We start from the raw sequence: 23,002 nt of genomic DNA on the forward strand, positions 1-23,002 counted from the left end.
TAGCAAAAAGCAAAATACAAGCACTTTTCTTACTTTTTACTTCGTGGTATTGGGCTCTCCTCATAACTTTATCAAACCTTGAATATGGCTATAGCCTAGGTGGATGCACAAGAGTGGATGATATATTCTTTACAAAAATGTGTTTTAATTTAATATTGTTTGTTGCTTTTGCGTTTGCGTTTCCTCTTTTATTTTGTCTTCGTAGAACAAAAGTACTTAAGTGTTACAATCTTATATTTGCTTCTACAATAGTTTTAACTATTGATATTTTAGCTATTGGCTACTTGATATATTTTCAGGCAAAAATCCTTCCTTATTGAACATGGTTGTTTAAGTAGTGATAGAAAGTTCTTCGTTTGATGCCTAAATTTTGGCAAATCTCATCCACTGTATGAGAACGTTCTTTGTACAATTTGAGAGCTAAATTAAATTTTTCAGGCGTAAGAACTTTTTTCCTTCCGCCTTTTCTTCCCCTAGCTCTTGCAGCTTCTAAACCCGCTTTGGTACGTTCTCGTATCAAATTTCTTTCAAACTCTGCGAAACAAGCTGTTATATGAAAAAAGAACTTTCCTGTGGCTGTGGAAGTATCTATCGATTCTTGGATACTTTTGAATTGAATTCCCTGGCTTTGTAGATCATTGACGATCTCGAGTAGGTGCTTCAAAGATCGTCCCAAGCGATCTAACTTGTATACAATCAATGTGTCGCCAGATCGAAGGTAATCCAATGCCTCATTAAGTCCTTTCCGCTCCGATTTAGCTCCCGAAATTGTGTCCTTAAATATCTTTTCACAATTTGCCTTTTTGAGAGCATCAATTTGTAGATCAAAGTTTTGGTCTACGGTAGAAACTCGAACATATCCAACTAGCATATCTTTTTTTCCTTAAAACTGTGCTAGAACTCATTTATGAGGTTTATTTTTGCATTTTGTTTTTTGCATGGAATTTTTGCACACTTGAAACCTCGAAGCTATCGTAGTCGACAAATTTAATTTTAGTAGTGCATCAAACGAACGTTTGTTACACACTTAAAATTTATTATGAATTGTAACGCGATTATTATTGTTCTAATTGCCGTAGATTCGAAGCTCTCCTATTACGCAAGTGTAGAAAACACAAAATGTATTGATGTTAGTTACCCTTATCTTTGTCATAATCGACAAGTACTAATTGTGCGCCTTTTTTAGTGTTTAAAATTATGCCCAACAATCTCAAATTATGGGATACCAATCTGACCGGTATCCAGTTTTCAACAGAAGAGTCAAAGTGTTTACCTATTTTGGCTACTAACGGATCTGGTTTATCAAGAAAGTTAAAGATTTTTTTCATCATGGAGTTTATAGGCGAAAAATGTCTGTCTATACGAAATATTCCATCTAATCCACCACGACTTCTTGAGGCTTTGATGTCGAAGCCATAGATAGCATTTTTTAGCGTAGAAAGCATTGCTCGTGATTTCCATACTTTCCCTTTTCGACATTGTTTGTAAAGTCTATCTGTAATAAAAACTTCTAGGTCTCCTGCCTTGGTCGAAAATTTATTAAACAATACAATCGAGTCGGCTTGGAGTTTTGTTTCTGATTCTTGTAGTTTTTGTTTTATTTGGTCGAGTATCAATATATTTCCTTTTGTTTTATAGTTATCAGTAAACACCACGAAAATATTGTCTATATCTTTTTTACATAAAACCTCTAGGTGAAAAATATCAATCATTCGCGTTATTTAAAATTACTTTTTCAAATTCGCAGTAAAGGTAGTAGCCGGCATTTTGTAGCTTTATATCTTTTTTTTCTAAAGAGGATGCTTTTACAAGTAACATTTGATAGACATTTTTTGCTGACAATTTCTTATTCCTAATTTTTTGCTTGATGAAATTTCGAAACGAAATACTTTTTTCATATTGTTGTGCAAAAAAGTTGCGACTTGGTTTTATGCCTCCGTGGGAATGTCCTTCTACATATCCAGTAATAGATGCCTTTATAAATACCCACTTATGATTATGTCTAGTCCATGAGTGTTTTTCATAGTCGTTGTAAGTATGGGATTTTTTAATATATTTTTGAGGTATAAGTGGGATGCGTATGCCAAGGGCGTAGGTGTATGGCTTCTCCGTGTATTTTTGGGAAAAACACACTGTACATAGATGTTCATTCGATCTTTTTGAATAGTAAACAAATGAATCGCATGCTGAAACCATCAATAAAATAATCGTTATCAAATAAAAAATTCTCATTACCCACCTTACGTTATCTAAAATTAATTTTAAAGTCCACAAATTTATTATATAACGAAAATTATTGTCGTGTTGTAGTAATTTATCGCGCTTCCATTTCGTATTTCATGTTATGGGCTATACAGTCTTTACAAAATTTGCCTTGGCCATGGATGTAAAGTTTGCCTTTTTTCCAGCATACATCACAGCGTTTTTTCTTGAGCCATAGTAGCAATAGTTTTGATAGTTCACTTAGCATTTATTCTCCTGCTGTTAGTAAATTATGATATTTTTGTCTTTAATTTATTTTACATAAATTACGTAAAGAATACAAATTGGCTACGGTATATTTTCGAAAAAATTGAATTTTATTTTATTGGGAGGTTGGTTATCGTTTATACGTCACATTTGGTCATAGTAAATAAACCGAATTTAAGTTACCTGTGACATGCTAAGTATACTGTAAAATATGATGTATAGAGATTTGTGTCATAGGTGTCACACTTGTAGGCGGTAAATTTTCTTTTTATAAAAATATATTTTTTTTGTGATGACTTCTTGGTATTAAAAAATGTATTTTTTTAGAATGCTAAAAAATATCGTTTAGCTATGACACCTATGACATACTTTTGGCGAAGTACTGTACAATAAGGCTTATACCGTGTCATAGGTGTAGTGATTTGAGGTGACTTAGCTATGACACCTATGACATTCGATACTATGTGGTTTGAAATACCTATAAACAGGAGATTCTATGGGAGTCCATCAAGTTTCTGTGGATTTGTTTCCACCAAATAGAGAACAAAGGGTTGTGTTGGACGGCAATGCGGAATTATTAGACTCTGTTGAAGTGCCAGGCGCAGTTGTTGATAAAAATCTAGTATGTAGTTTTTTAGAGGATAGAAATTATATTTTCTATACATCTTGGAATAGCAGTTATCGCTATGTATATGGTGATGTAATTGAGTCACCTGTATTTGGTTCTTCGTATGAAAGAGAAGTCAGAGTATATTTTGAAAAAGAGCATCTAGAAAGTGTCCTCTTTCAGTTCTATATCCCAGGTGCAAATAAAAATAATGTTAATGAATGGGCTGATTGTTTACATGATATATCTGAAAGATTTCAACTAAAGATAGTAGACAGTAATGGAAAAATGTGGTCAAAGGATAAATCTATAGGAGCTATAACAAATAATAGAAATTGGATATCGTTTACTACAGGCGAATGGTTTTGGGATGAGTAATTTTTTTTAGAGAATAATACAAGATTAAAAGAAGAAATTTTTACAAAGAATTTTTCGCAAAAAAATACAAAAAAACGAAATTTCGCGTAAAAATGAGGGAATTTTGGCTGTTGAGAGGAAAATTTTTGCCCCGTATTCGCCTCGCGGGGAGTTTTTTGATTTTAGTGATTTGCTGAAAGGCTTGAAAATACTGGCACGCCCAGGAGGATTCGAACCCCCGACCCACAGATTAGAAAGCCGTCTTTTTTATTTTCTGCCATTTCTCTTTTTACATAAAACAAAATACCGCCTCTTATACTCTAGTACAACTTCACCATTTCGAACTTCTTTTACAGTAAAGCCGCTTTTAAGTTTATCATTTACTCGAAAAATATTGTTACCAATGAATACTACATTTTGTTGTTTTTTTTTGGGATCAGATATACAGATGACTCCATTGAATTGAATTTCTTTTAATCGATCAATAATTTCTAATTCTACTTTTATTTTTTTACGTAAAGACAAATACTTTTTCACTTGTCGCTTTGCTTGTTTTCCAAGCTTATGTAACAACGGATACTTCTTGTTTTGCTCAGCTACCTCAATAAACTTTTGCAAATCAGGAATACTCATATCAATATTAGAAATAGCATCCTTTAAAATATATTCATTACTTGTTTTTCTACCTTTGTAAAATAACTTTTCTATTTTACGATTTGTTCTAGATGACCGATTTAACATTTCAGTTATTTTGGTAGTAATGCAACCTAAACCTTCACAGCAAGGATTTTTATATTCTTCAATATACTTAAGCCAAATATTTAAATCGCTAAGCCATTTTTCTACCTGTTTTCTCTTATCATCTTGAGGATCAAACTTAGCAAGGCAATCCAGACTTAACCACTTCTCGATACGCTGTTTATAGTCCATTTCTTTTAGGCGTTTATCTACAACCAACCAGTCCCCTGTCATTGCGATATCACGTAATAAATAATACTCTTTTTCTAAATTTGAGTACTCTTGATTTATATCCAACAGCGTTTCACAGTGAATACAGCTCAAAGTCAATATAGTTACAACAGCAAAAACAAAATTTTTACTCATAACAACCTCTATTTATCTTGAGTGAGATGATCTATCAATTTTTGTAGTTGGTTTTGTTCTTTTGGTTTATTTAGTTTCAAAGATTTGAGACGAGTAACTAATTCTTTTATATCTGATCGACTCAATTGTTGCAACATTTCTTTGTCATCAGAGTTTTCATAAAGTTTTATCACTACATTTAAAGAGGCATTATCTCCATCTTTTTCCCCAACTTTTTTAAGATGCTCTATCAATTTTATAACAGATATACGATTAGGTTTTTTAATACTCATTCCTGAACGAAATTTTTTCAACTCGATTTCCATATACTTATAACCAACATATGCCCGAAAAATCTTACCCTTGGGTATCATCAATGTATAATAAAAACGTCCAATACCTTTTTCTTTTTTGATATGGATATCTTGAAGAGTTTTTCCATCAATGGTGAAGGTGTATTCATATTTAATGCCATCCATCATTTTTGTACTATGACGAACGGTAAACTCAAGTGGGTGAAGATGAACAAGAGCGATTCCTCTTTTAAAGTGATAAGGACCTTCGCCAGGAGGTAAAATAGTGGATATTTCGAAATCTTCATAACGCCTAAACTTATAAAGTAAATGTATTCTTTGTCCTGGTTTAAAGGTATCCCTAAAACCTATTTCTTTCTGGTTATCAAGATTGATAATTTTACTGGCGTCTTGTAGACATCCTCCATTGATTACAAGAAGTTCAAAACAAATGGTACGCTTCTTTGCGATTAATTGTTCTTTAACTAAAAATAAATCCTCACTTGGTTTGATATCAATCACTTTTTTTATTGTGTAATACCCTGGTTGAAAAATTTTCAAATCGTATTTACCAGGACGAATTTTTTCTCCCCCCATAAATAGCACACGTAGTTTTTTCGACATCAACCACACAGAATATGGTCCAAGCGAATCTGGAGGATTTACATCATGAGAGATCTGAAAATTAATGGGTACTTGCTTGGCAAATAATTTTTGATCAATAACATACGTACGATTATCAGGCCATACATGTTGTTTTACTTCAATAGACTCGTACATTGGCTGCGAAATTCTCAACAAGTAACTACCAGGTTTTATAGTATCACCTTTTCTAACTTCTCTTTGTATGGATCTCTGAGCTAAAGGAGACATTGTAATTTTGTAAGTTTTTAAGCGATTAGGTGGTTCAACATCATAAATAATTCTGATATCTATTCTTCGCAGCTTTGTTCTTAGTGTTTCTCTAATTACGAAAGGGCTATCTCCAGGAGGAATAGTTACACTTTTACATATAGATAAAAATCCGGGCTCTATAATTTTTAACTCATATATACCTGAGGGGAATAAGTTCTGGCGGACATCTTTTCCATCTAATTCTACAACCTTGGGGTCTATATTTTCTCCTATAGGAAATTCAGTTGTGATATCCAATGTAATGCTTCTAAAATTTGTTTCTTGAGTGTAAATACTAACTAAAACAATCAAGAATATTACACCTTTTCTCATTTTGTTTCTCCCAAATTATGACAAACCTATTTATAATAGTAAGATTGATTTTAGTCATAAATATTCAAAAACATTGTGTAATGCATGTCGTAGACATACAAATAAAGAGAATTGTTTTATGGAAAAAGTTGAAATTGATTTTTTGAATTTTCTTGAAGTGATATCCGATTTAGAAACGTCTTTTAACATTGAAATAGGAATAGACGATGAGTATTTTTGTAAAGCTATAACAGTGCAAGATTTTATTAATTTCATTTTATCATTGTTTAAACAAAGAAAAAAGACTGATTCCTGTTCAACATTTAAAGTCGCCCGCAAAGTACAACATTATTTTGAGCAAAACCTTGGTGTTGGCAAAAATAAAATCAGAAAAAAAACACCTCTAAGTTCAATATTTTTAACGAACAACTTACAAGAATGGGAAAAATTTAGAACATCACTTCCATATAGGATTAAAAGAGCCTGGGTGTCAAGCAGTTTAACTAGACTAGATAAAAGTTTAATGCTAATGTCTGCCACGATGTTTTGTGTTCATTTTAGTTTCGCTGTTTTTACAAGTGCGCTATCTTATTTTTTAATCAAAATACTTCCCAAAAAAACATCACACTTACGTTTACCACATGAAACATTTGGTGACCTTGTGCATTCAATAGTTGCGCAAAATTATTACGCTGTCCAAAGAAACAACTGCTACAATGAGAAAGAAGTAAAAAATATAATTTTAAAACATTTATGTGAGATAACTTTAGAGAACACTATTGATACGAAAAAACAACTTTACTTTGTTTAATATTCAAACGGACTAATGATGAGATTTATTGCTTTTGCAGACACACATACAAGTTTATTTCGACATCGTAAAATAGTACAGCATGCTAAAAATCACAAAGTTGATTTTTTAGTTTGCGTTGGCGATTTTACTCTCTACTGTAATTATTGGAAAGAGTCACTAGACGAATTGGCAAAAGCTCAAATAAAAATGATTTTTATACCTGGAAATCATGAATACCAACCGCGCATTATAGAGGAGATAGAAAAATATCCTTTTGTAGTTAACATTCATCAGAAAGTATATACTTTTAATAAAATCATTTTCATGGGTCTTGGAGCCCAAGACTATCCTCATGAAAAAAATCATATAAAAGATGTTGCCCTTAGAAAAAAAGCGAAGTGGCAAATAAGCATAGCAAAATATCCTTCCGTGCTACTAAGCCATGTTCCTCCAAAAAATACCCAAACTGCTAAAAATCTTCAAAGAGACGGTGGTAGCAAAAGAACTTACCAATGGGTATGCGATATCCAACCATCTTTAGTTCTGTGCGGTCATATTCATCGCCCAGCCGCCAGAATAGATAAAATTTATACCAGCTCTATATACAATGTGGCCTGCCAATGCCATCTTTTCGAAATGTCCTCTTCATCAGTTTATTGGTTAAAAGAGCTATCTCTAGATAAATAATAATGAGATTTCCGTTGTATCGTAGGACTATTTACGATTTTTTTTGTAGCCACTTCTTTTTTAGTATAAGTGCCTTTTCCTGTCGCTTTTTGGCTCGCTCAATACATCGTTTTTGTTTTGCCTTGTTTGTACCCGTGCAATTTTGGTGGCGTGCATAAGTAAGATCCCTCTCGCTAAACCCATACGCTTTTAGGTACTCCGCTAACGAATATTTTTGTGGATTCTTTTTGATCATGCGAATGCGCTGTTTATTCTTGTGACAGGTACGGCCAACAAGATTTGCGCATTTTTTTGCAAACGGTGTATTCTTGGCTTGCTTTTGTATTTCTTTTGCTTCACGTAGATTGCGCAGGTTAATCACATCAAGATTTTCGTTCTCTTTGACAAGTTTCTTGAGTTCGTGAATCAACTCCTGCGCTTTCTCCGCTTCGTTGGCGATTTTGTATTGTAAATCTACTATCTTACAACGATAACTAGTAGCCATAATACTCACTTTCCATCTTTTGCATTTGTCGCGTTTTACGATCTGGTTTGCAGTCGCGCATTACTCTGGTACAAAAGCGTTCGTGAGCTTTCATCTCTTTTTTAATCTTGTTCATCTGCCGTTTTCCTGTACGTTTCAGCGCACGATTGGTTTTGCGTTGTACTTTCACTTGTTTTTCAATGTCACGGCGCTTGGCAGCAACTTGGGTTAGGTCCTTGCGATATTTGGCGATTATTTCCCGTTGTTTCTTTCCTTCACGTTGTTTTTTCATATACTTCGCAAGCTTTTTAAACTGTGCTTCGGTGATGTGCAAACGATTGTTTTTCTCACGTGGTTTTATACGCAATTTCTTGATCAAAACGTAGGTATATGAGCCGCTGAGTTTTAGTTTTTGAGCAACTTGTTTGATTGTTTTCATCGTATATCCCTAAATGTGCTTCAGTAATTTGGCTAATTCTGTGCGTAGTGGTTCTAGATCAAATATGGGAACACCATTTTCATCGTGCTTAATGTAGTACTTGACAACCGTTTTAATCACCGCCAATGCCTTTTTCCTATCACTGATCGATACATTACCGATAATCCAATAACGACGTTCTACTCCCCAAGCTTTGTATTTCTTACCGGCATTGATGCGCTCGTATTCTTTACGACGTTCCAGAGTAACTTTGTAGCTCTTGCTGTATGGATCGCGGTCGGCGGATATCGTGTAACATAACTTGTTAACTTCGGGAAACAGGTACATATTGCCTTTGACCGGTTGTTTACTCCAATAAGGATAGTCTTTATTGCTCTTGGCTATCTTCGCCATTTTGGTGTAATCCGCGTCACGTTTACTCGAAAACAAATATAGATCGGGATAGTCGTAAAATACTTGTTTGTTTTTTCGGCATTCCTTGAATATTGAACGATGTATATCCCATAGTGAATCACTTGGTAAATCGGTTTTCGTTACCTTTTTGATGTTGTGCATCATCTGCTCAAATTCAGCAAAACGATATTTGCTTGGCGAAAGTTTGGCAACTATTTTGTCATCGAAGATTTGCTCTTTTAGCATTTCAATTTTGTGCTCAAAGCGATAACGTTTTATCCACTCTTTGTCCATGGTGATATAGTTTGCGGTTTCTTTCTCTAACCGATAGAACGTTCCTTTGTAATATAATATCCATATCAAGGAATAATCAACCACAGCCCTACGAATCTTGTATATAAAGCGTTTATCTACTTTTGGTGCCAAAACAATATCAAAGTTTTGCAATTTCACTTTCTTAGTTTTTAGCCCCACCAACTTCAAGTTACTTGCGCGCGATTTCTTAATTTCTGCGGCAATTTTATTCGTCAAAAAATCAAAGTCCTTCTTGGCATCTCCAAGTGAGTTGAGTATCTTTTTATTGATCTTCTTTCCTTGTATTTTCGCTCTAGCCAGAAAGGAAAGATAGTCCTCTTCTATCTGCCAATAGAGTTTTCCACCAGGAGCAATGTCTTTATAAAATGCGCTATTAAAACTTTTTTTGAACGCTTCGAGCTGCGCTTCGCGTTCTCTCGCTTTTTGCGTATTACCTTTTTTTCTAACAGAACGTAATTGGTTGATAACTTTTTGTCGTTCGGCAATTTGTTCTTTCATCCACGCTTTGTGTTTCTTTGTTTTGTCTTTAATTTGCGCACTAACGTATTGCGCAAAAGTCATCTTCAATACTGGATTCTTCTCGGCAACATCACAACGTAGTTTGTTGTCGATTTTGCGACATCGATCTTTGAGAAACTACTCCAAACCTTCTCTGGGAATATCCCACGCAAGTACACCAAGATAACCCTCTTTACCAGTAATAAATGGATTCTTAAACGCCTTGATACGCCATACTCTTTTTGCCCATTTCTGTATAGTTGCCAAACTCGGTGGTGCTACTTTTTTATTTCTAGCGACAAAAGCAGCCGCTTCTTTGGTACGCACGTTATGTCCTCCTATAAAAAAAAGCGCATACGCAGTTGTGTGTATGCGCCAAAAAGCGAGCTTTTTAGTTGTAGGTGTTGGATATTTTTTTAGACAGGATTAACAAGATGGAACAGAATAAAAAACAATCAAAAATCGTTTTTGTCATTCGATATTGTTTTTCTAATTAGTCCATTTATATTCCTGTCAATCCTGTTAATCCTGTCTAATTTTTTAAGGGAGTAGTATTTTAAGTCCTACGTTTAGTGCCATGTCGCGTATAAATTTTTCCAATCGCTCTAGCGCATAGTTCTTTGCTTCATCGGCAACTGCCAGTTGCACATCTTTTAGAGATTCCTTATACAACTTGGCAATAGCCGCTAGCGCTTGCTCATCTTCTTTATTTTCCACGATAGATGCGTAAAAAGTGATCTTGGCTAAGTCATACAACAAAGGCTTTACCACATCTTTGGCTTCGGTGAATATTTTCACACCTTCGTTTTCGATAAATACTTCCCGCAAATCCCTATAGATTTTGTCGATCTTTTCGAGTTTAGATTCGCTCATGATTACTCACCTTTCTGCAAAAGTTGCTTTTCCTTTTTCATCAAATACAGCCAGGTTTCGAGCCGTTTTTTCAGTGCATCTTTGTAATGATTAATGATCTCTTCGTTTTGCGTTTGTATATTCGCTGCCGTGGCAATTTGTTCCTGCGATGCCGAGTCAATCAGGCGACTCACAACAGGAAAAATCTCTTCCGCATTTTCGACCTGGCGGTCAACATAATTTGCACTAGGAGAAAGCGACATACAACTGGTGACTAGCACGGAGAAAAATAGGATAACTGGTAAAAGCATTTTCATCGTTTTTGGTGTCCTTTTGAAATCAGTCAACAAGGTCTTAAGTATTTTGCTCAATTTGTTTATCATGTTAAATATCCCTAACCCGTATTAATGTAGATTGTGGTTTGTCTTCTAAAATAATTTGTTCTACTTCTTTGGCAAAGTTCCTATCCGCGTTTTGGTCAACGTTTAAGGTGATCGATACCGGAGCCACAAGCGTCACTATGCGACGCAATACAAACTCATCAACAAGCATTTCCTGTACCTGTCCAGTGTCTTGCTCAATAGGAACAAATACGTTGTTACTACTACGCACAAATATGTTCAAGTTATCCGCAGTGTCTTCCTGATTGAATACCAACAGCTCTAGAAGATCGTCGATTCTCTCCAAAGGCAAACTACCAATCGCGCGAAAGAAAACCTGAGTACGAACGATGGCTCCCACTGAACGTAATTTCTCTTTGGCTTCCTCAATTAAAATCGATTTTTCTTCCTCATCGTCAAAACGAAAGATACTCACAACGCGTACCTTCTCACGCAGCACCAGATCCATCAATTCACCAATAGTCAATACTTTTGCACCAACACGCAAGCGATCACGCTCCACCACGTCAGCAACGATTTGTCCGTTGCGAATGCCTAGCTGCTGCTCAATAGGTGGACTAACAAAAAACTTATTGCCCTTACGCAGAAAGATATACCCCATCAATGCCAAGCCACTTAATACAACTGTTTTGCCTATCTCTGCCATGTTACACCTCGATAGTTTTTTCTCTAAAAGTAATGTTTTCGTCATCGATAAAGTCTTTGATGGTCCCATGAAAAGCATTGGTAATATTCGCAAAGAAAAACAATTCTACGGTGTCCCCTCTCGTCGCAATCTTTCTCACACGTTCGCGAAATTCATCAAAGGTAATCTCGTTTCCATTGCCATCGAATATTTTACTGCTAGTCGCCTGTCGTTCGCCAAATACAAAGCTCTCACTAACAGCGTCACGATCAATAAACTCCGCTATTTTTGATTGTTGATTTCCCTGCGAAAAGTTGATCAATTCGTGCACCAGCATTCCCGCAATCCCAAACCAAGTAACACTCTTGCGTTGTTGTTCAGGAACATTTGCACGCGCCAGCATAATACTCGCGATTGACAACGGATACGAAAACAAACGCGCCTCCATCTTTTTTGGTAACAGCGTATCGGCGACAACATTGTTTTGCGCTCTCTTGACAAAGTCTTCGACAAACTTTTTGATAAAGAACGTTCCCACACCAGTTGCAGCTCCCGCCGCGACATTATTGCTTTTTTCTTTTTGCTTACGAGCTTTCTTAACCTTCACACGATTAGTCGGGTACGATCGTAAAATTTTGCCGTTTACATCTATGAGATCCATTTTTGTATACTTTCTTGAATATCTGATAACTGGCCAACTCTCCATGGCGATTCTTGAGCGTTTGAGCGACACCTTTGGTGACACGCACCTCAATATCACATTCATGCGCGAACTCGGTCCCACCACGATGCTTTCCGTCTTTGGTGCTATGCATCGTGTACACAAGTACACCTGCGATATGCTCATACAAGCGAATCAGAAACTCCAATGGAATATGCCCTCGATTAGCGCTATCCACAACGACATTGCTAATGCCTAAACTCGCGATGCGATGGTAAATTTCATCTTCGTTGTTGCTGTGGAACAAATACAAATGCTTGTTGCGAATGCGCATCTGCTTAATTTTCTTGAGCATCGTCGCCGACTTAGCACCTTCTTCCACACACAAATACAACGTTTTGCTATGCGCGTTGCTAATGCGATTGGCAAACATCAGTGAAAATGTACTCTTACCACTTCCAGGTAGTCCATGGATCATCAAGCGATATTTCTTCGGCAAAGATCCGAGAAACTCAAAGCCTTTGATGTAGTTCTCTTGTACTTCCGTTTCAAAAGCGATGTCCGTAGAAACAAGATTTTCCTCATCATGATAGTCATCAAACAAATGATCATGGTAATGTTCGTCTACGCGGCGTTGTTGTTCCAAGTTTGTAGTATTTCTGGCGGTTAGGTCATTAGATGTAATGCCTAAAACACTCTCCAGATCAATGATAAGTCCGCAACAACTTACGCCGTAAACCTCTTCATTACACCCCAGACAAATTCTCACTTTTTCTTTCCCCACTCCAGCAACATTGACGTCTGTGCGGTTCCTCCATTCACAAAGCGAATACGCGCATACTTTGCCACCACCGACAGTGATATCCCCAATGGATCATTTGCAGTATAGGCATACGAAGCCGACGCGGTAAAATTGGTATTATCCCACGAAAACTCAATAAACAACATTCCACTTTGATCTGCCAAAACCGTAGCCACAACACTATCGGCATCACGCACATCAAATCCGCTACTCGCAAAAACAGCAATTGCCGCAAGAGGATTTTGTTCTTTACCAATTTGCACAACCTTTTCCGAATTCGCCCCTGTAGATTGGTTGATACTAATCAAATTTCCCATCAAAACGCCCTCGCTGTTGCAAATATCTGTATCGTTGCATCACCCGAATCAGAAAGCACATCGAGAATCACCCACTTGCCACCCAATGTTATTTCGATCTTTTTCGCACATCCAGCTTCGATGATCTCCTCCGTTTGCGCAATGGAAGTCCCAATACCAGGAGCCGTCTCGTCGATACCTTCGTGGATCGTCAAAGTCACTTGCACATTACTATGAATAAGAACCACAAGCTTTGCCTGCCCCACAATCGCAAAGTGTTTTGTCGTTCTACGCGAAGGCGAACCGCTAGTGCTACCAACAAAATCATCGATGATCATCATTTCCTGCTTAGTTGGTGCAATCATTCGCGTTTCTTCCATCAGATTTACACCTCCTTATTCGGATAAAACCACGCGTAAACATTGAGCAACAACACATGGTCATACACCGCACTTTGGTTCAGTACCTTCCAGTAGATATCCTGATTTTCCTTACAAATAGCGTGATACCTCTCGGAAGTAATAAAGTTGTCCGGAAATGTCGCCACTCCAGAGGCGGCACTTGATTGCGTTAACAATCCACCGCTATACACCGCACTACTTCCCGGTGTGCGATCTTCTTTCACAAAGCGACTGTTAAACGTACCTCTGCTTTTATTGGGATCTGCGAATTTACCCGACTTAAATAAGTAGTGATCCCCAACATCGAGAACGATATTGCAATCCTGTTCTGCCTGCGCTGAAAACGCGCGAAAGGTTATCTTCTTTGTGACGACAGTATGCCCAACTTCCGCTTTAGTCACCGGAATCCACAACACTTCCCCCGCCGGAATCAAAACCTGTTGCGGCGAACGTGCCAGGCTGCGTGATTCGTAAGTTTCGGCAATTCCCGACAAAAACCTGTATTTTGCTAGATATTGACCATGTTCACTCATACTAAACGCCTATATTTGCATAAAAGTTTGCTCCGGTTAGCGTCACAAAAATACGATTGGGATTCCCCGATAAGTCGGTAAACTCAAAACGCAATCGCTCTTTTGGTGAAAGTACCATCGGCAAACGAAAATCCCAATAACGCTCACGATTTCCTGCAAATGCATTGCTGTTGATCTCCACGTTATTGAACTCCACACTAGAGTTTGCACGCTTGATATTGAGCTTGAACTCACCATCGCTAAAAAAACTAATGCGCTTCCAGTAAAAAAATGCATCACTACGCATGGTGATAAACGAAGCTTCATTGCCATTTGCCACCAACGCCACATCATTGTCCGTGGTATAAAAATACGTGCGCAAACTACGCGACAGTGCGCCAAATTCTTTGTACTGTAGGTCGTTGATGTCAAAATAATAACGATGCCCCAAATACGTTTGTACAATTCCTTTGGTGACGTTGTCATTTGCTCCATTACGCGCTTCGAGATCAATCACCTGATCGCGATCGATCAAAATCGGAAACGGCAGAAAAAACGGTCGCTCATTGGTACCAATCACCGTCTGCGCATGAATCTTGCGATTCATAAACTCACTGCCACTCTGATGGTCTTTCAACAAAAACGTATAATCCAAATCATCCTGGTCACCAGTCAACGCGTAGATTTCGATATCACCACCAAAATCATTGGTCATTGTCGCAAATCCAATTTCCTGCGCCGACAATAGCAAACGATTTGTTCCGGCACTATTTTCATCAAACGACAACCAATACGGCGTCATCTTTTGTAGCAATGGATTCGGCAAAGCCATCTCCCCGTCGCGCTTCACGATAAACGGTTCTCCACTAAAGAGAAAATTTGTCGCAACGGGTTTGAGCTTTGCCTCTATTTGTCTACGAGGCATAAGCTACCCTCAATAAAATAACTGGATTAAACCGTTGGTCGCGCCAATATCCCGTGCAAACCATAAGTAACCGGCATCGCGGTATTAAAATCCCCACCACCGATCACATCGATGCTCGCCTCAAAACTCTCCTGATCCACAATATGTAGAGGCTTTTTCATTACCGACACGTTGTAATACGTATTCGGCAACGGAACACCATTGGTCACAAAGTCACGCGTCGTCGGAGAACCAACCGAATCTGCGTAACCATAACCTTGGATACCACCTCCAGGCGGTACATAATGCAAACGCGCATTGACATACTCTTTGCCGGATATTTTGAATCGCAGTACGCCAAAGTTAAACAAGTTGGCAATGTCGGCAACGTCAGCGCCATTCGGACAAAACACCGTAATCCCATAAAGGAAAAACTCGTTCGGTTTTGCCAATTGCCCATCGGTTTTCAGGTTGGTCTGACGATCATTCGTTCCCGAAGAACTGCGGAAAAACGTCAAATTCTGATTTCCAGATCCCGTTCCCGAACCCAAAACGGCTTCGCTGTGTAAGATCCACTTCACCGTTTCTAGTATTGCATCGCCGCGATCTTTCTTCAGCATACGCAGCGACTTTCCCATTGCACTTGGGCGGGTAATAATTTCCATATCTATAAGTCTCCTAGTCCGTGGAATGTTGTTGTTACATAATCTTCACTGGCTTTTCGTCCGCGGTCATGTACGCGCCAGTTTGGTTAATTTGTGATTTGTTCGTCAAGTAAGCCCCGGTACGATTCACCGTCAAATAAGCTCCCGTGGATGCCGGTGCGCTAATCGCCAGACGCTTTCTCTCCTCGACAAGAAGTGCCGCCGAACTCTGCGCATTTTCGCCAAAGGCATTTTTGATTTCGAGAATGCACTTGAGCGCGTTTAGAATAGACGCTCCCAAACCACCCATCTTCACCGCCTTGACATTTTGCTCCTTGACCTTCATCGCCTTTGCTACCTTGTACGTTGCCCAAGTCGCCGCCAAGCCTCCTGCCGCTTTCGATGCTGCCTGTGCACCGCGATAAATAGACACCCTACCTTTGTCACTTAGGGAATTGGCGTTGAGAATCTTGTCCGCCACCATCGGAGAAACAAGCTTTTCCACTTCTCGCCCCGCAAGCTCAGACACTCCCATGCCTCCAGATACCCAAGCGATTCCAGAGAGATCCATCTTTCTCTTTTTTGCTTTTTTCGCCATTTCGTTACCTCGTTATTATTGCGATTTGTAAAATTAACGTTTTCATTATGTGATCATCGTCTCAGCAGTAACAATAGAGCCAAGCCACCACCGACAAGTAACAATGTATTGCTACTAACCGAAAATCCACCTCCTGCCAGACCAATCGCGCGTTCTTTCTTCGCCAGTTCCGTTTGCAAGAAATTGGCTGCTTCCTGATTTTGCTGCTTTGCCTGTACCAACGAAGCCTTCAGTATCTCCTGCTCTTTCTTTAACTGATCAATGGTTTTGATTTGCGCCTCTTCTCTCTCATCGCGATCAAAACTACGAATAATCTCACCTATCGCAATCACATTGTCTTTCTGTGCCGCGACATTGGTGATGATGTTATTCGCCAAATCTATCGTGCCCTGAGAGACACTAGTCAAAGTCGCAAAACCTTTTTCCAAAATAGAAGGCTCCGGCTTTTTCTCCACTAGCGAAAGCTCTTGTATGACGGGATTTGCCTCTAGATCACCTATGAACTCATCGAAAGTCCCCTGTTGTTCAAACTCATTTGCCATGCGTCGTTTCCTTTATTTGATTTTCTCTAAAGCTTGTCGTTCCGTGCTTGACATGACCAATTCATAATCATGAAGCCAAGTGAATTAACTCATTACAATGACTTACAATACTTGTCATCCCGCACTTGATGCGGGACCCAGTCGCATAAACTGGTTTCCTGCTTTCGCAGGAATGACACGAAACGTAAATTTTTCATGAGTTAAATCTTAATTCAATAGCAATGAGCGCCTTTATGGAACAGTTGTAAATCTTTTATCGATTTTGGCTTTGAGACCTTGATTTATTCTTAGACCCACCGAACAGTAGAAACGCCAATATCCCACCGCCAATGAACAACATCGGAGAAACATTGCCACGATTCGTTGGCCGCTGAATTGGTGCCAATACTTGTTCCTGAGCTGGTACAACATCAATACTTTGAGATTCAGGTGTATCCACTGTTTGCAAAATCACATTGTCTTCCACCAACTCCGTATCTTTCCCCGTTTGCTTTTCAAACTGCAACGATACCAACTCGCGTTTGATCTCTTCTTCAAGTTGCAATGTCTTTGCCTGAGAAATTTGCAGATCAGCGATGGCGCGCTCTACCTCTAAATCAATCTCCTGCGATGCTCTGGAACCTTCGATTTGTAAATCCAGTATCTCCAACTCACGTTCAGTGGTTTTGCTTTGAATATCCAGTTGTCTCTCCGCGATCTCTTCTTGCAACTTGAGTTGCTCTTCTTGTAAATCCAGTCCCTTGATCGTGCCAAACGCCGAGATCCCCACATTTCCCAAAGTAGAAATTGTCGTAGAAAGTGCCAGCGCACTCGATAAATCCAAAAATCCCGTTCCTGTTCTATGCATGCTTTGCCTTTCTTATCTCGCCAAGTAGCACCTTCATTTCATTGGCAAACTCTTTCTCCAAACGCATAACCTCTAACGTTTCTTTGGCGAAAACCTGCTTTTCAATCACTTCCTTGCGTCTTTCATTTGCCGTTTGCAATTCACCAAGCAATGCATCGTAACGCCCCAACAAATCTTGCTCTAACTTCGCATATTCCTGATCATAAACAGCGCGACGATTCTCTCCAAATTCTACCGCCAATTGATCTTCTAGGTCATTTTCAAAAGCGGCCTGGTTCTCCTCTTGTAGCTCTTGCGCACGCAATGCATTTTGTTGATCGATTTCCGCGGCCAAATTCTTCTTGTTTTCGTTCGATATCTTCCAAAAGTGCTGCAAGTCATTGATGTCCTTCATCGCATTAGCAAACATCGACGCAACGAAAGACTTATCCACCGCCATTTGGCACAAAAGAAAAAAGGCGATCTTCGCGGCAATATCTCGCTCTAAATCGTCATAGTTACTATCGATTTTTACGTCACTTACAAAGTGGTGATATGCCTCTTTGAATTTATCGATATTCTCATTGGAACGCTGCACTTGATCGCTATTAAAATAAGGCGTTTCTTCTAAACTCGGCAACGTCGCAAAGTAATTATTTTTGTTAGCATTGCACGTCGCCAGTTTGTGCTTTTCGATGCTTCTACCCAACGTCTGAATCGCCAAGCTAAAAAACTCATGCGTCTTTCGATAACTAAACATGTTACGCCCACTAAAAAGAGCGATACGCGCTCCGACTTTATATCTTTCTACTTGCGCGACAATCTCTTCCTCGATCTTCTGTGTCGTTCGCGATTCTTCAAGATTTATGGTGATAAACTTGTGCAGCAATTTCTGCATAAGAAAATGAAAACGCACTTCTTTTTGCATTACCAATCGCATGGTTGCCGGATCATTCATGATTTGAACATTTTTTCTTCCCGAACTCGTTCCCTGCAACAAATCAATTTTGTAAAAAGGTATTTGGATTACCTTAAAATGTGGAGCACCTGCGATATAGTACTTAGAAAAAGGCATCGAAACCGGTATCAGCGACGCATACTCATTTAAATTCGCTGTCAATCGTTCAATCTGACTACAACACCTAAACAGTTTCGGAATAAACACATAAAAAGCGCCCTTGCCATCGCTCTCTTCTAATTTCTGCGAGTAATACATCGCCGAATAAGCAACCGCAAAATCAGCAATAAACTTATCGTCCTGCTCGCGAAACAGTGCCTCATTATCGATTACCAACTGTAGTCGCTCGTTCACAAGATCCGCCAAATCCCCCACCCAAACCGACTCAATTGGCAATAACAATTCAGCAAGAGATTTCCCCTTACGCAACTCAGACAAAATGTACTTCGCATTGGCATACGCCAGTAATTTACGCACAATCTTCTTTAAGTCGCGCTTGTACTCAATCTCATTACGCCACTCAAGCTTTGTATTCACATTACTCATTTCGTAAATCATGCGCTGAAGTTTTCGCGAACGCTTATGAAAACCAGCTCCACCATGAGGACGCTTAAAAACTTTCATAGGAACACTAGAAAACGTAATCCAATTGTCATACTCCGCAACAGCTTTTGTCTCAACCTCGATCTCATCTTGTGGACGATCCTCACTAAAATCTGCACTGATCGCTTTTTGTAACACTTCCTCCATAAAAGGAACATATGTCTGCTCTTTTCGCGAAACCCTATGCTCAGTAATCCGCTCGTGTCGTAGATACTGCCTTCCAATAGACGGTTCTTCTTTGTATCTGATATTTGTCTGACTAAACGGCAACGGAAGCTGAATTTTCTGCATCGCGTGCAACCTTCTGTGCTAATAACTGAATTTGTAATTTACGCTGTTCAATATCTGCTTTATGCAACTCGATTCTCTTTTGCGAAGCGATCTCCATCTCAGCGGTAAAGTTCTTGATCTCTTGATTGTTCTCATCGCGAAACTGTTTGATTTTCAACTCATATTCCTCATGAAGTTGCTGAAACTTGCGCAATATCTCAATATCTTTTTCCAACTTCAAGATCACCTCTTGCTGTGCCTGAGCTTGGGCAAGTACCTGTGCTTTAATCTGCTTCAACTCATCAAGTAGCTTTTCTTTTTCGTCTATGGCATTTTGCACATCAATCGCCGTTTTCGCTGTCTGGGCAATCTGAGTAACCGCAACCAAAGCCACATTACCCACCGCCGCAGCTCCCGCGCTCAAAATCGTCATTGCAATCGATAACAAAACGCCCCACTCCTCAGCACTCATCTCCAAAGGCGAACCTTCGGGAATGGTCAACGCCGAAAAAGTAGCATTCTCCACAATCATCGGGCTAACCGCAACGCGCGACGCTCCCGATGCAATGGCATTGATACCACTATTTCCCTGCATAAAAAGAGAACGCGCCAAAGCCCCCGCAACCTGCGAAACAACAATCGCTGCCGCCGCCTTGATTACCGTTTGTGCAATACCACCAAACGGTCCCAAATCCTCCGTCAGATCATCTAAACCTTTGGCGATTTTTTCAAACAACCGACGCCGCTCATCGCGAATTTTACGCGCCAATCGAGAAATCGGTTGATAGATATCCTTGAAGTTCTTCTCAGCAAAACGCTTAATTTCTTTAATAGGCCGACGAATGACATTCTTCTCGAACTTGCGAAAAAAACGACTAAGCTCCTTGAATATCTTGCCAAAAAACCCCGTTCCCACAGAACCATCAAGATACACATAATGCCGCACAACTTCCGGTTTAGGCTTCCAGCCCGCTTCTGCGCCATTCACCGTAGCATCATAAGCACGCCACTCATTCTCGCCAACCTCGACTTCATAATAAACATGGTCAATCTGCACCTCATTGTCCGCAGCAATCAACACCGCACGCGAATAGTTTCCCACCGCCGCATTGAGCGCCATCCCCAAGATCACAAAGTCATCACAATCCCCAAAACCCTCTTTGAGTGTGGTCTTGCTATCCTGGTACAACTCCGTGGTGACAGGATCAAACTGATAGTGAATATTTTCCGCAATCCAATCATGAATCGCATCCGCCTTCTCTCGCGCATTCTTACTATTCGCATGCCACTCACTACAAATACCCCGCGCCAAACGAATGATGTCAAGATCCATCGAATCGCTTTCCGTGATCTTCACCAGCTTTTGCGTGTTGGCAATGATCCCAGCATTATCCCCGTGAAATTTGTGATATGAAACTACAGCTTCCATGTATTCTTTCCATGCAAAAAATGACAATCTTTATTTTGGTAATACAAATAAATTTCAAAAAAATCAAAAAATAAACACTTTTACCTTGTCCGTAACCGTATAGAACGTAGTAGACTTTCAAAGTACTAATAACACGGACTTACAAAAGGAATCGTCATGAAAATAAATACCATTAAAAAGACTGCTATAATCAAAAAAGAGTACACTCCTGCACACTGCTGGATATGTAACGAAGAAATCGTTCTACAACGCTGCCATGAAAAACAATACTTCGCCAAGTTTCACTGCAAGAAATGCTTTTCACGCGGTTTTATCCACGCAAGTAAATACAAAGAGTACATCACGACAACATACGATAAGGGAGAAGTAAAAATAGATAGCTACGAAGCGCAAAACTTTGGAGAAATACAAATCGCAGCGTTAACAGAATGTCCCATTTGCTTAGGCATGTCACTACGCGTAAAAAAGTGTACACGCAAACTAAAACAAAAAGGAAAACGCGGAAGGCCAAGGAGAGTAGTAGGCAACGCCTATTTTTGTAATTGCAAGGAGTGTAGGTTTACCAGCTTTGTCAATAAAGGCTTGGGAAGATACATCTATTACCACAACTACTAGTGATCAAAATTTGTGATTCACCAACGCAATGTCATGCCCATGCAAATGGGTTACCGCTGACGCGGTAATGACATTGTTGTTTGCAAATTTAATAAGGGAGACAAACATTGTACGGACTACAGGAAGACACCACAAACGTTCCTCTAATGCAGATAGAAGATGAGGAAGAAAAGTTTCAGGAATTGCAAAACGCCATCGATAGCTGCGATGGCTACACTGATGCCGAATGGGAGATCAAGAAGTTCCATCCAGAAACAAACGGCTGGCGCAGAGTCGCTCGCATTCCGATCACCGAAAGCAATTCCACCGAGGATCTCAAGGAAAAGATCAAAATGCAAAAATGGGGTGGCGCAGGAACCTACAGCATTACGCTGTACAACAACGACCAAACCGTTGCGCGCGCATCCAAAATAAAATTCTACATCGACGACATCGACAAAGAAGCCACCAACACTCTCGTCGATCACTACAAGATCCCAACGGCAAACAACCAAAAACAAGACGCTTTTCAAAAAGAGCTACACGAAATACAAGTTGAAAACCTACGCAGCATGCGCTATCAAAAAATGAAGCACAATCTAAAAAAAGAAATGAACGAAGACGAACCGCAGCAACCACAAGGTGGCGACCAACTATCAACAATGATGCAAATGCAATTCAACATGCAACAACTCATGCTACAGCAACAACAACGGCAGGATGAGATAAAACGTGAAGACGACAAACGCAGAGAAGAACAGCGCCTACGCGACGAACAATCACGACAAGAACGCGAAGCACGACAAGAAGAAATTCGCCTAAAGATGATCGAACTACAAATGAACCAGCAACAACAAAACCAACAAATGCTACTGCAACTAATGCATCGCGAAAATCCTATTGAGAAACTGTTACTAGAAAAGACACTACAAGACAAAAAAGACCCCATAATGGACTCGATACCACAGTTTCTATCGATGGTCACCGGAACGCAACAAAAAATGCAAGAAGCCGGATTTGAGATACTAAAAAAAAACTTGGAGAAAAATAACATCCTAACCGAGTCCGAAGAAAGCATTCGCAAAATTGCTGCGATACGCGAAGAGATCATTGGCCCTGCGATTCAAGCGTTGCAGGCTTGGAAAAGTAGCGCACAACAAACACAATACACAACAACCACAACAAAACCAGAAACACGACCTCAAGTTCAAACTCAAACGCAGACACCAACGCAACAACCAGAAATGACCAGCGCCGAAAAAGCAGTACGCGAAGCAGGCACGATGATCATGAACGGCAAAACTGGCGAAGAGGTATGGAATTTTATCCTACGCAAACTCAGCAACGAAGAACTACACGAACTATTTACATCGGAGCACACAAAGCAACAAATAAACGAAGCCCTGAGTAGTTTGGCCAACGCCGGATACAGCGCTGCGAACTTCATACTCAAACAAGCACAACAAAACTTTAGCGAGTAA

Annotated in this window: 30 protein-coding genes; 5 read left to right on the forward strand and 25 right to left on the reverse strand. The window is 39.4% G+C overall.

The window, feature by feature from the left end:
- Nucleotides 1-313: 313 nt before the first annotated feature.
- From UABAM_RS13715 to UABAM_RS33435, 4 genes are all read right to left on the reverse strand, one after another.
- Nucleotides 314-871 carry a recombinase family protein gene (locus UABAM_RS13715; RefSeq protein ID WP_151968572.1) on the reverse strand — a complete coding sequence of 186 codons (558 nt, stop codon included), beginning with the start codon at nt 869-871 and terminating at the stop codon, nt 314-316.
- 259 nt (nt 872-1,130) lie between these two features.
- Entirely contained in the window at nt 1,131-1,712 is a 582-nt protein-coding gene (locus UABAM_RS13720; protein WP_151968573.1) for a hypothetical protein, read from the reverse strand.
- The gene (locus tag UABAM_RS13725) at nt 1,705-2,232 is read right to left on the reverse strand and encodes a hypothetical protein (RefSeq protein ID WP_151968574.1); all 528 of its coding nucleotides are present in this window, start codon (nt 2,230-2,232) and stop codon (nt 1,705-1,707) included. The genes UABAM_RS13720 and UABAM_RS13725 overlap by 8 nt, the downstream gene beginning before the upstream one ends.
- A gap of 82 nt (nt 2,233-2,314) precedes the next feature.
- Entirely contained in the window at nt 2,315-2,470 is a 156-nt protein-coding gene (locus tag UABAM_RS33435; protein WP_173013311.1) for a hypothetical protein, read from the reverse strand.
- A gap of 495 nt (nt 2,471-2,965) precedes the next feature.
- On the opposite strand from UABAM_RS33435, the gene UABAM_RS13730 reads away from it, so the two are divergent.
- Entirely contained in the window at nt 2,966-3,454 is a 489-nt protein-coding gene (locus tag UABAM_RS13730) for a hypothetical protein (protein WP_151968575.1), read from the forward strand.
- Nucleotides 3,455-3,700: 246 nt separating this feature from the next.
- Here the strand turns inward: UABAM_RS13730 and UABAM_RS13735 are convergent, their stop codons facing one another.
- Both UABAM_RS13735 and UABAM_RS13740 read right to left on the reverse strand, forming a co-directional pair.
- Nucleotides 3,701-4,537, reverse strand: coding sequence for a hypothetical protein (locus tag UABAM_RS13735; RefSeq protein WP_151968576.1), 837 nt, complete (start codon nt 4,535-4,537; stop codon nt 3,701-3,703).
- An 8-nt stretch (nt 4,538-4,545) separates the two neighbouring features.
- A complete protein-coding gene (locus UABAM_RS13740; protein ID WP_151968577.1) occupies nt 4,546-6,036 on the reverse strand; it encodes a hypothetical protein in 1,491 nt (496 codons plus the stop codon).
- A 118-nt stretch (nt 6,037-6,154) separates the two neighbouring features.
- Here UABAM_RS13740 and UABAM_RS13745 point away from each other — a divergent pair, with 118 nt between their 5' ends.
- On the forward strand, nt 6,155-6,826 hold the full coding sequence (locus UABAM_RS13745; RefSeq protein WP_151968578.1) for an acyl carrier protein: 672 nt from the start codon (nt 6,155-6,157) through the stop codon (nt 6,824-6,826).
- A 15-nt stretch (nt 6,827-6,841) separates the two neighbouring features.
- Nucleotides 6,842-7,495, forward strand: coding sequence for a metallophosphoesterase family protein (locus UABAM_RS13750; protein ID WP_151968579.1), 654 nt, complete (start codon nt 6,842-6,844; stop codon nt 7,493-7,495).
- Between the two features lie 31 nt (nt 7,496-7,526).
- Here the strand turns inward: UABAM_RS13750 and UABAM_RS13755 are convergent, their stop codons facing one another.
- The 19 genes from UABAM_RS13755 to UABAM_RS13845 form a co-directional block, all read right to left on the reverse strand.
- Nucleotides 7,527-7,979 (reverse strand): hypothetical protein, encoded by a 453-nt coding sequence (locus tag UABAM_RS13755; RefSeq protein WP_151968580.1) that lies wholly within the window; start codon nt 7,977-7,979, stop codon nt 7,527-7,529.
- A complete protein-coding gene (locus UABAM_RS13760) occupies nt 7,969-8,397 on the reverse strand; it encodes a hypothetical protein (RefSeq protein ID WP_151968581.1) in 429 nt (142 codons plus the stop codon). The genes UABAM_RS13755 and UABAM_RS13760 overlap by 11 nt, the downstream gene beginning before the upstream one ends.
- 9 nt (nt 8,398-8,406) lie before the next feature.
- On the reverse strand, nt 8,407-9,672 hold the full coding sequence (locus UABAM_RS13765) for a hypothetical protein (RefSeq protein WP_151968582.1): 1,266 nt from the start codon (nt 9,670-9,672) through the stop codon (nt 8,407-8,409).
- A 69-nt stretch (nt 9,673-9,741) separates the two neighbouring features.
- On the reverse strand, nt 9,742-9,930 hold the full coding sequence (locus tag UABAM_RS13770) for a hypothetical protein (RefSeq protein ID WP_151968583.1): 189 nt from the start codon (nt 9,928-9,930) through the stop codon (nt 9,742-9,744).
- Between the two features lie 213 nt (nt 9,931-10,143).
- Entirely contained in the window at nt 10,144-10,476 is a 333-nt protein-coding gene (locus UABAM_RS13775; RefSeq protein ID WP_151968584.1) for a hypothetical protein, read from the reverse strand.
- 2 nt (nt 10,477-10,478) lie between these two features.
- Nucleotides 10,479-10,838, reverse strand: coding sequence for a hypothetical protein (locus tag UABAM_RS13780; protein WP_151968585.1), 360 nt, complete (start codon nt 10,836-10,838; stop codon nt 10,479-10,481).
- Nucleotide 10,839: 1 nt separating this feature from the next.
- Nucleotides 10,840-11,502: a hypothetical protein gene (locus UABAM_RS13785; RefSeq protein WP_151968586.1), complete on the reverse strand. Its 663-nt coding sequence runs from the start codon at nt 11,500-11,502 to the stop codon at nt 10,840-10,842.
- 1 nt (nt 11,503) lies between these two features.
- Nucleotides 11,504-12,142, reverse strand: a complete 639-nt coding sequence (locus UABAM_RS13790; RefSeq protein WP_151968587.1) for a hypothetical protein — start codon at nt 12,140-12,142, stop codon at nt 11,504-11,506.
- Nucleotides 12,093-12,911: a P-loop NTPase family protein gene (locus tag UABAM_RS13795; RefSeq protein WP_151968588.1), complete on the reverse strand. Its 819-nt coding sequence runs from the start codon at nt 12,909-12,911 to the stop codon at nt 12,093-12,095. Before UABAM_RS13795 ends, UABAM_RS13790 begins: the two co-directional genes overlap by 50 nt.
- On the reverse strand, nt 12,908-13,261 hold the full coding sequence (locus UABAM_RS13800; protein WP_151968589.1) for a hypothetical protein: 354 nt from the start codon (nt 13,259-13,261) through the stop codon (nt 12,908-12,910). The genes UABAM_RS13795 and UABAM_RS13800 overlap by 4 nt, the downstream gene beginning before the upstream one ends.
- Nucleotides 13,261-13,620: a hypothetical protein gene (locus UABAM_RS13805; protein ID WP_151968590.1), complete on the reverse strand. Its 360-nt coding sequence runs from the start codon at nt 13,618-13,620 to the stop codon at nt 13,261-13,263. Before UABAM_RS13805 ends, UABAM_RS13800 begins: the two co-directional genes overlap by 1 nt.
- 5 nt (nt 13,621-13,625) lie before the next feature.
- Nucleotides 13,626-14,174: a hypothetical protein gene (locus tag UABAM_RS13810; RefSeq protein ID WP_151968591.1), complete on the reverse strand. Its 549-nt coding sequence runs from the start codon at nt 14,172-14,174 to the stop codon at nt 13,626-13,628.
- A gap of 1 nt (nt 14,175) precedes the next feature.
- Nucleotides 14,176-15,078, reverse strand: a complete 903-nt coding sequence (locus UABAM_RS13815) for a hypothetical protein (protein ID WP_151968592.1) — start codon at nt 15,076-15,078, stop codon at nt 14,176-14,178.
- 26 nt (nt 15,079-15,104) lie between these two features.
- The gene (locus UABAM_RS13820; protein ID WP_151968593.1) at nt 15,105-15,722 is read right to left on the reverse strand and encodes a hypothetical protein; all 618 of its coding nucleotides are present in this window, start codon (nt 15,720-15,722) and stop codon (nt 15,105-15,107) included.
- A gap of 34 nt (nt 15,723-15,756) precedes the next feature.
- Complete coding sequence (locus UABAM_RS13825; protein WP_151968594.1) at nt 15,757-16,272, reverse strand: hypothetical protein; 516 nt, start codon at nt 16,270-16,272, stop codon at nt 15,757-15,759.
- 80 nt (nt 16,273-16,352) lie between these two features.
- The gene (locus tag UABAM_RS13830; RefSeq protein ID WP_151968595.1) at nt 16,353-16,841 is read right to left on the reverse strand and encodes a hypothetical protein; all 489 of its coding nucleotides are present in this window, start codon (nt 16,839-16,841) and stop codon (nt 16,353-16,355) included.
- Nucleotides 16,842-17,094: 253 nt separating this feature from the next.
- Nucleotides 17,095-17,688, reverse strand: a complete 594-nt coding sequence (locus UABAM_RS13835) for a hypothetical protein (RefSeq protein WP_151968596.1) — start codon at nt 17,686-17,688, stop codon at nt 17,095-17,097.
- Complete coding sequence (locus UABAM_RS13840; RefSeq protein ID WP_151968597.1) at nt 17,681-19,519, reverse strand: hypothetical protein; 1,839 nt, start codon at nt 19,517-19,519, stop codon at nt 17,681-17,683. The genes UABAM_RS13835 and UABAM_RS13840 overlap by 8 nt, the downstream gene beginning before the upstream one ends.
- Nucleotides 19,488-20,831 (reverse strand): transglutaminase-like domain-containing protein, encoded by a 1,344-nt coding sequence (locus UABAM_RS13845; protein WP_173013313.1) that lies wholly within the window; start codon nt 20,829-20,831, stop codon nt 19,488-19,490. The genes UABAM_RS13840 and UABAM_RS13845 overlap by 32 nt, the downstream gene beginning before the upstream one ends.
- A 252-nt stretch (nt 20,832-21,083) precedes the next feature.
- Here UABAM_RS13845 and UABAM_RS13850 point away from each other — a divergent pair, with 252 nt between their 5' ends.
- The gene (locus UABAM_RS13850; protein ID WP_151968599.1) at nt 21,084-21,542 is read left to right on the forward strand and encodes a hypothetical protein; all 459 of its coding nucleotides are present in this window, start codon (nt 21,084-21,086) and stop codon (nt 21,540-21,542) included.
- 107 nt (nt 21,543-21,649) lie between these two features.
- Nucleotides 21,650-23,002, forward strand: coding sequence for a hypothetical protein (locus UABAM_RS13855; protein ID WP_151968600.1), 1,353 nt, complete (start codon nt 21,650-21,652; stop codon nt 23,000-23,002).

Source organism: Candidatus Uabimicrobium amorphum, assembly GCF_009002475.1.
Lineage (GTDB): Bacteria > Planctomycetota > Uabimicrobiia > Uabimicrobiales > Uabimicrobiaceae > Uabimicrobium > Uabimicrobium amorphum.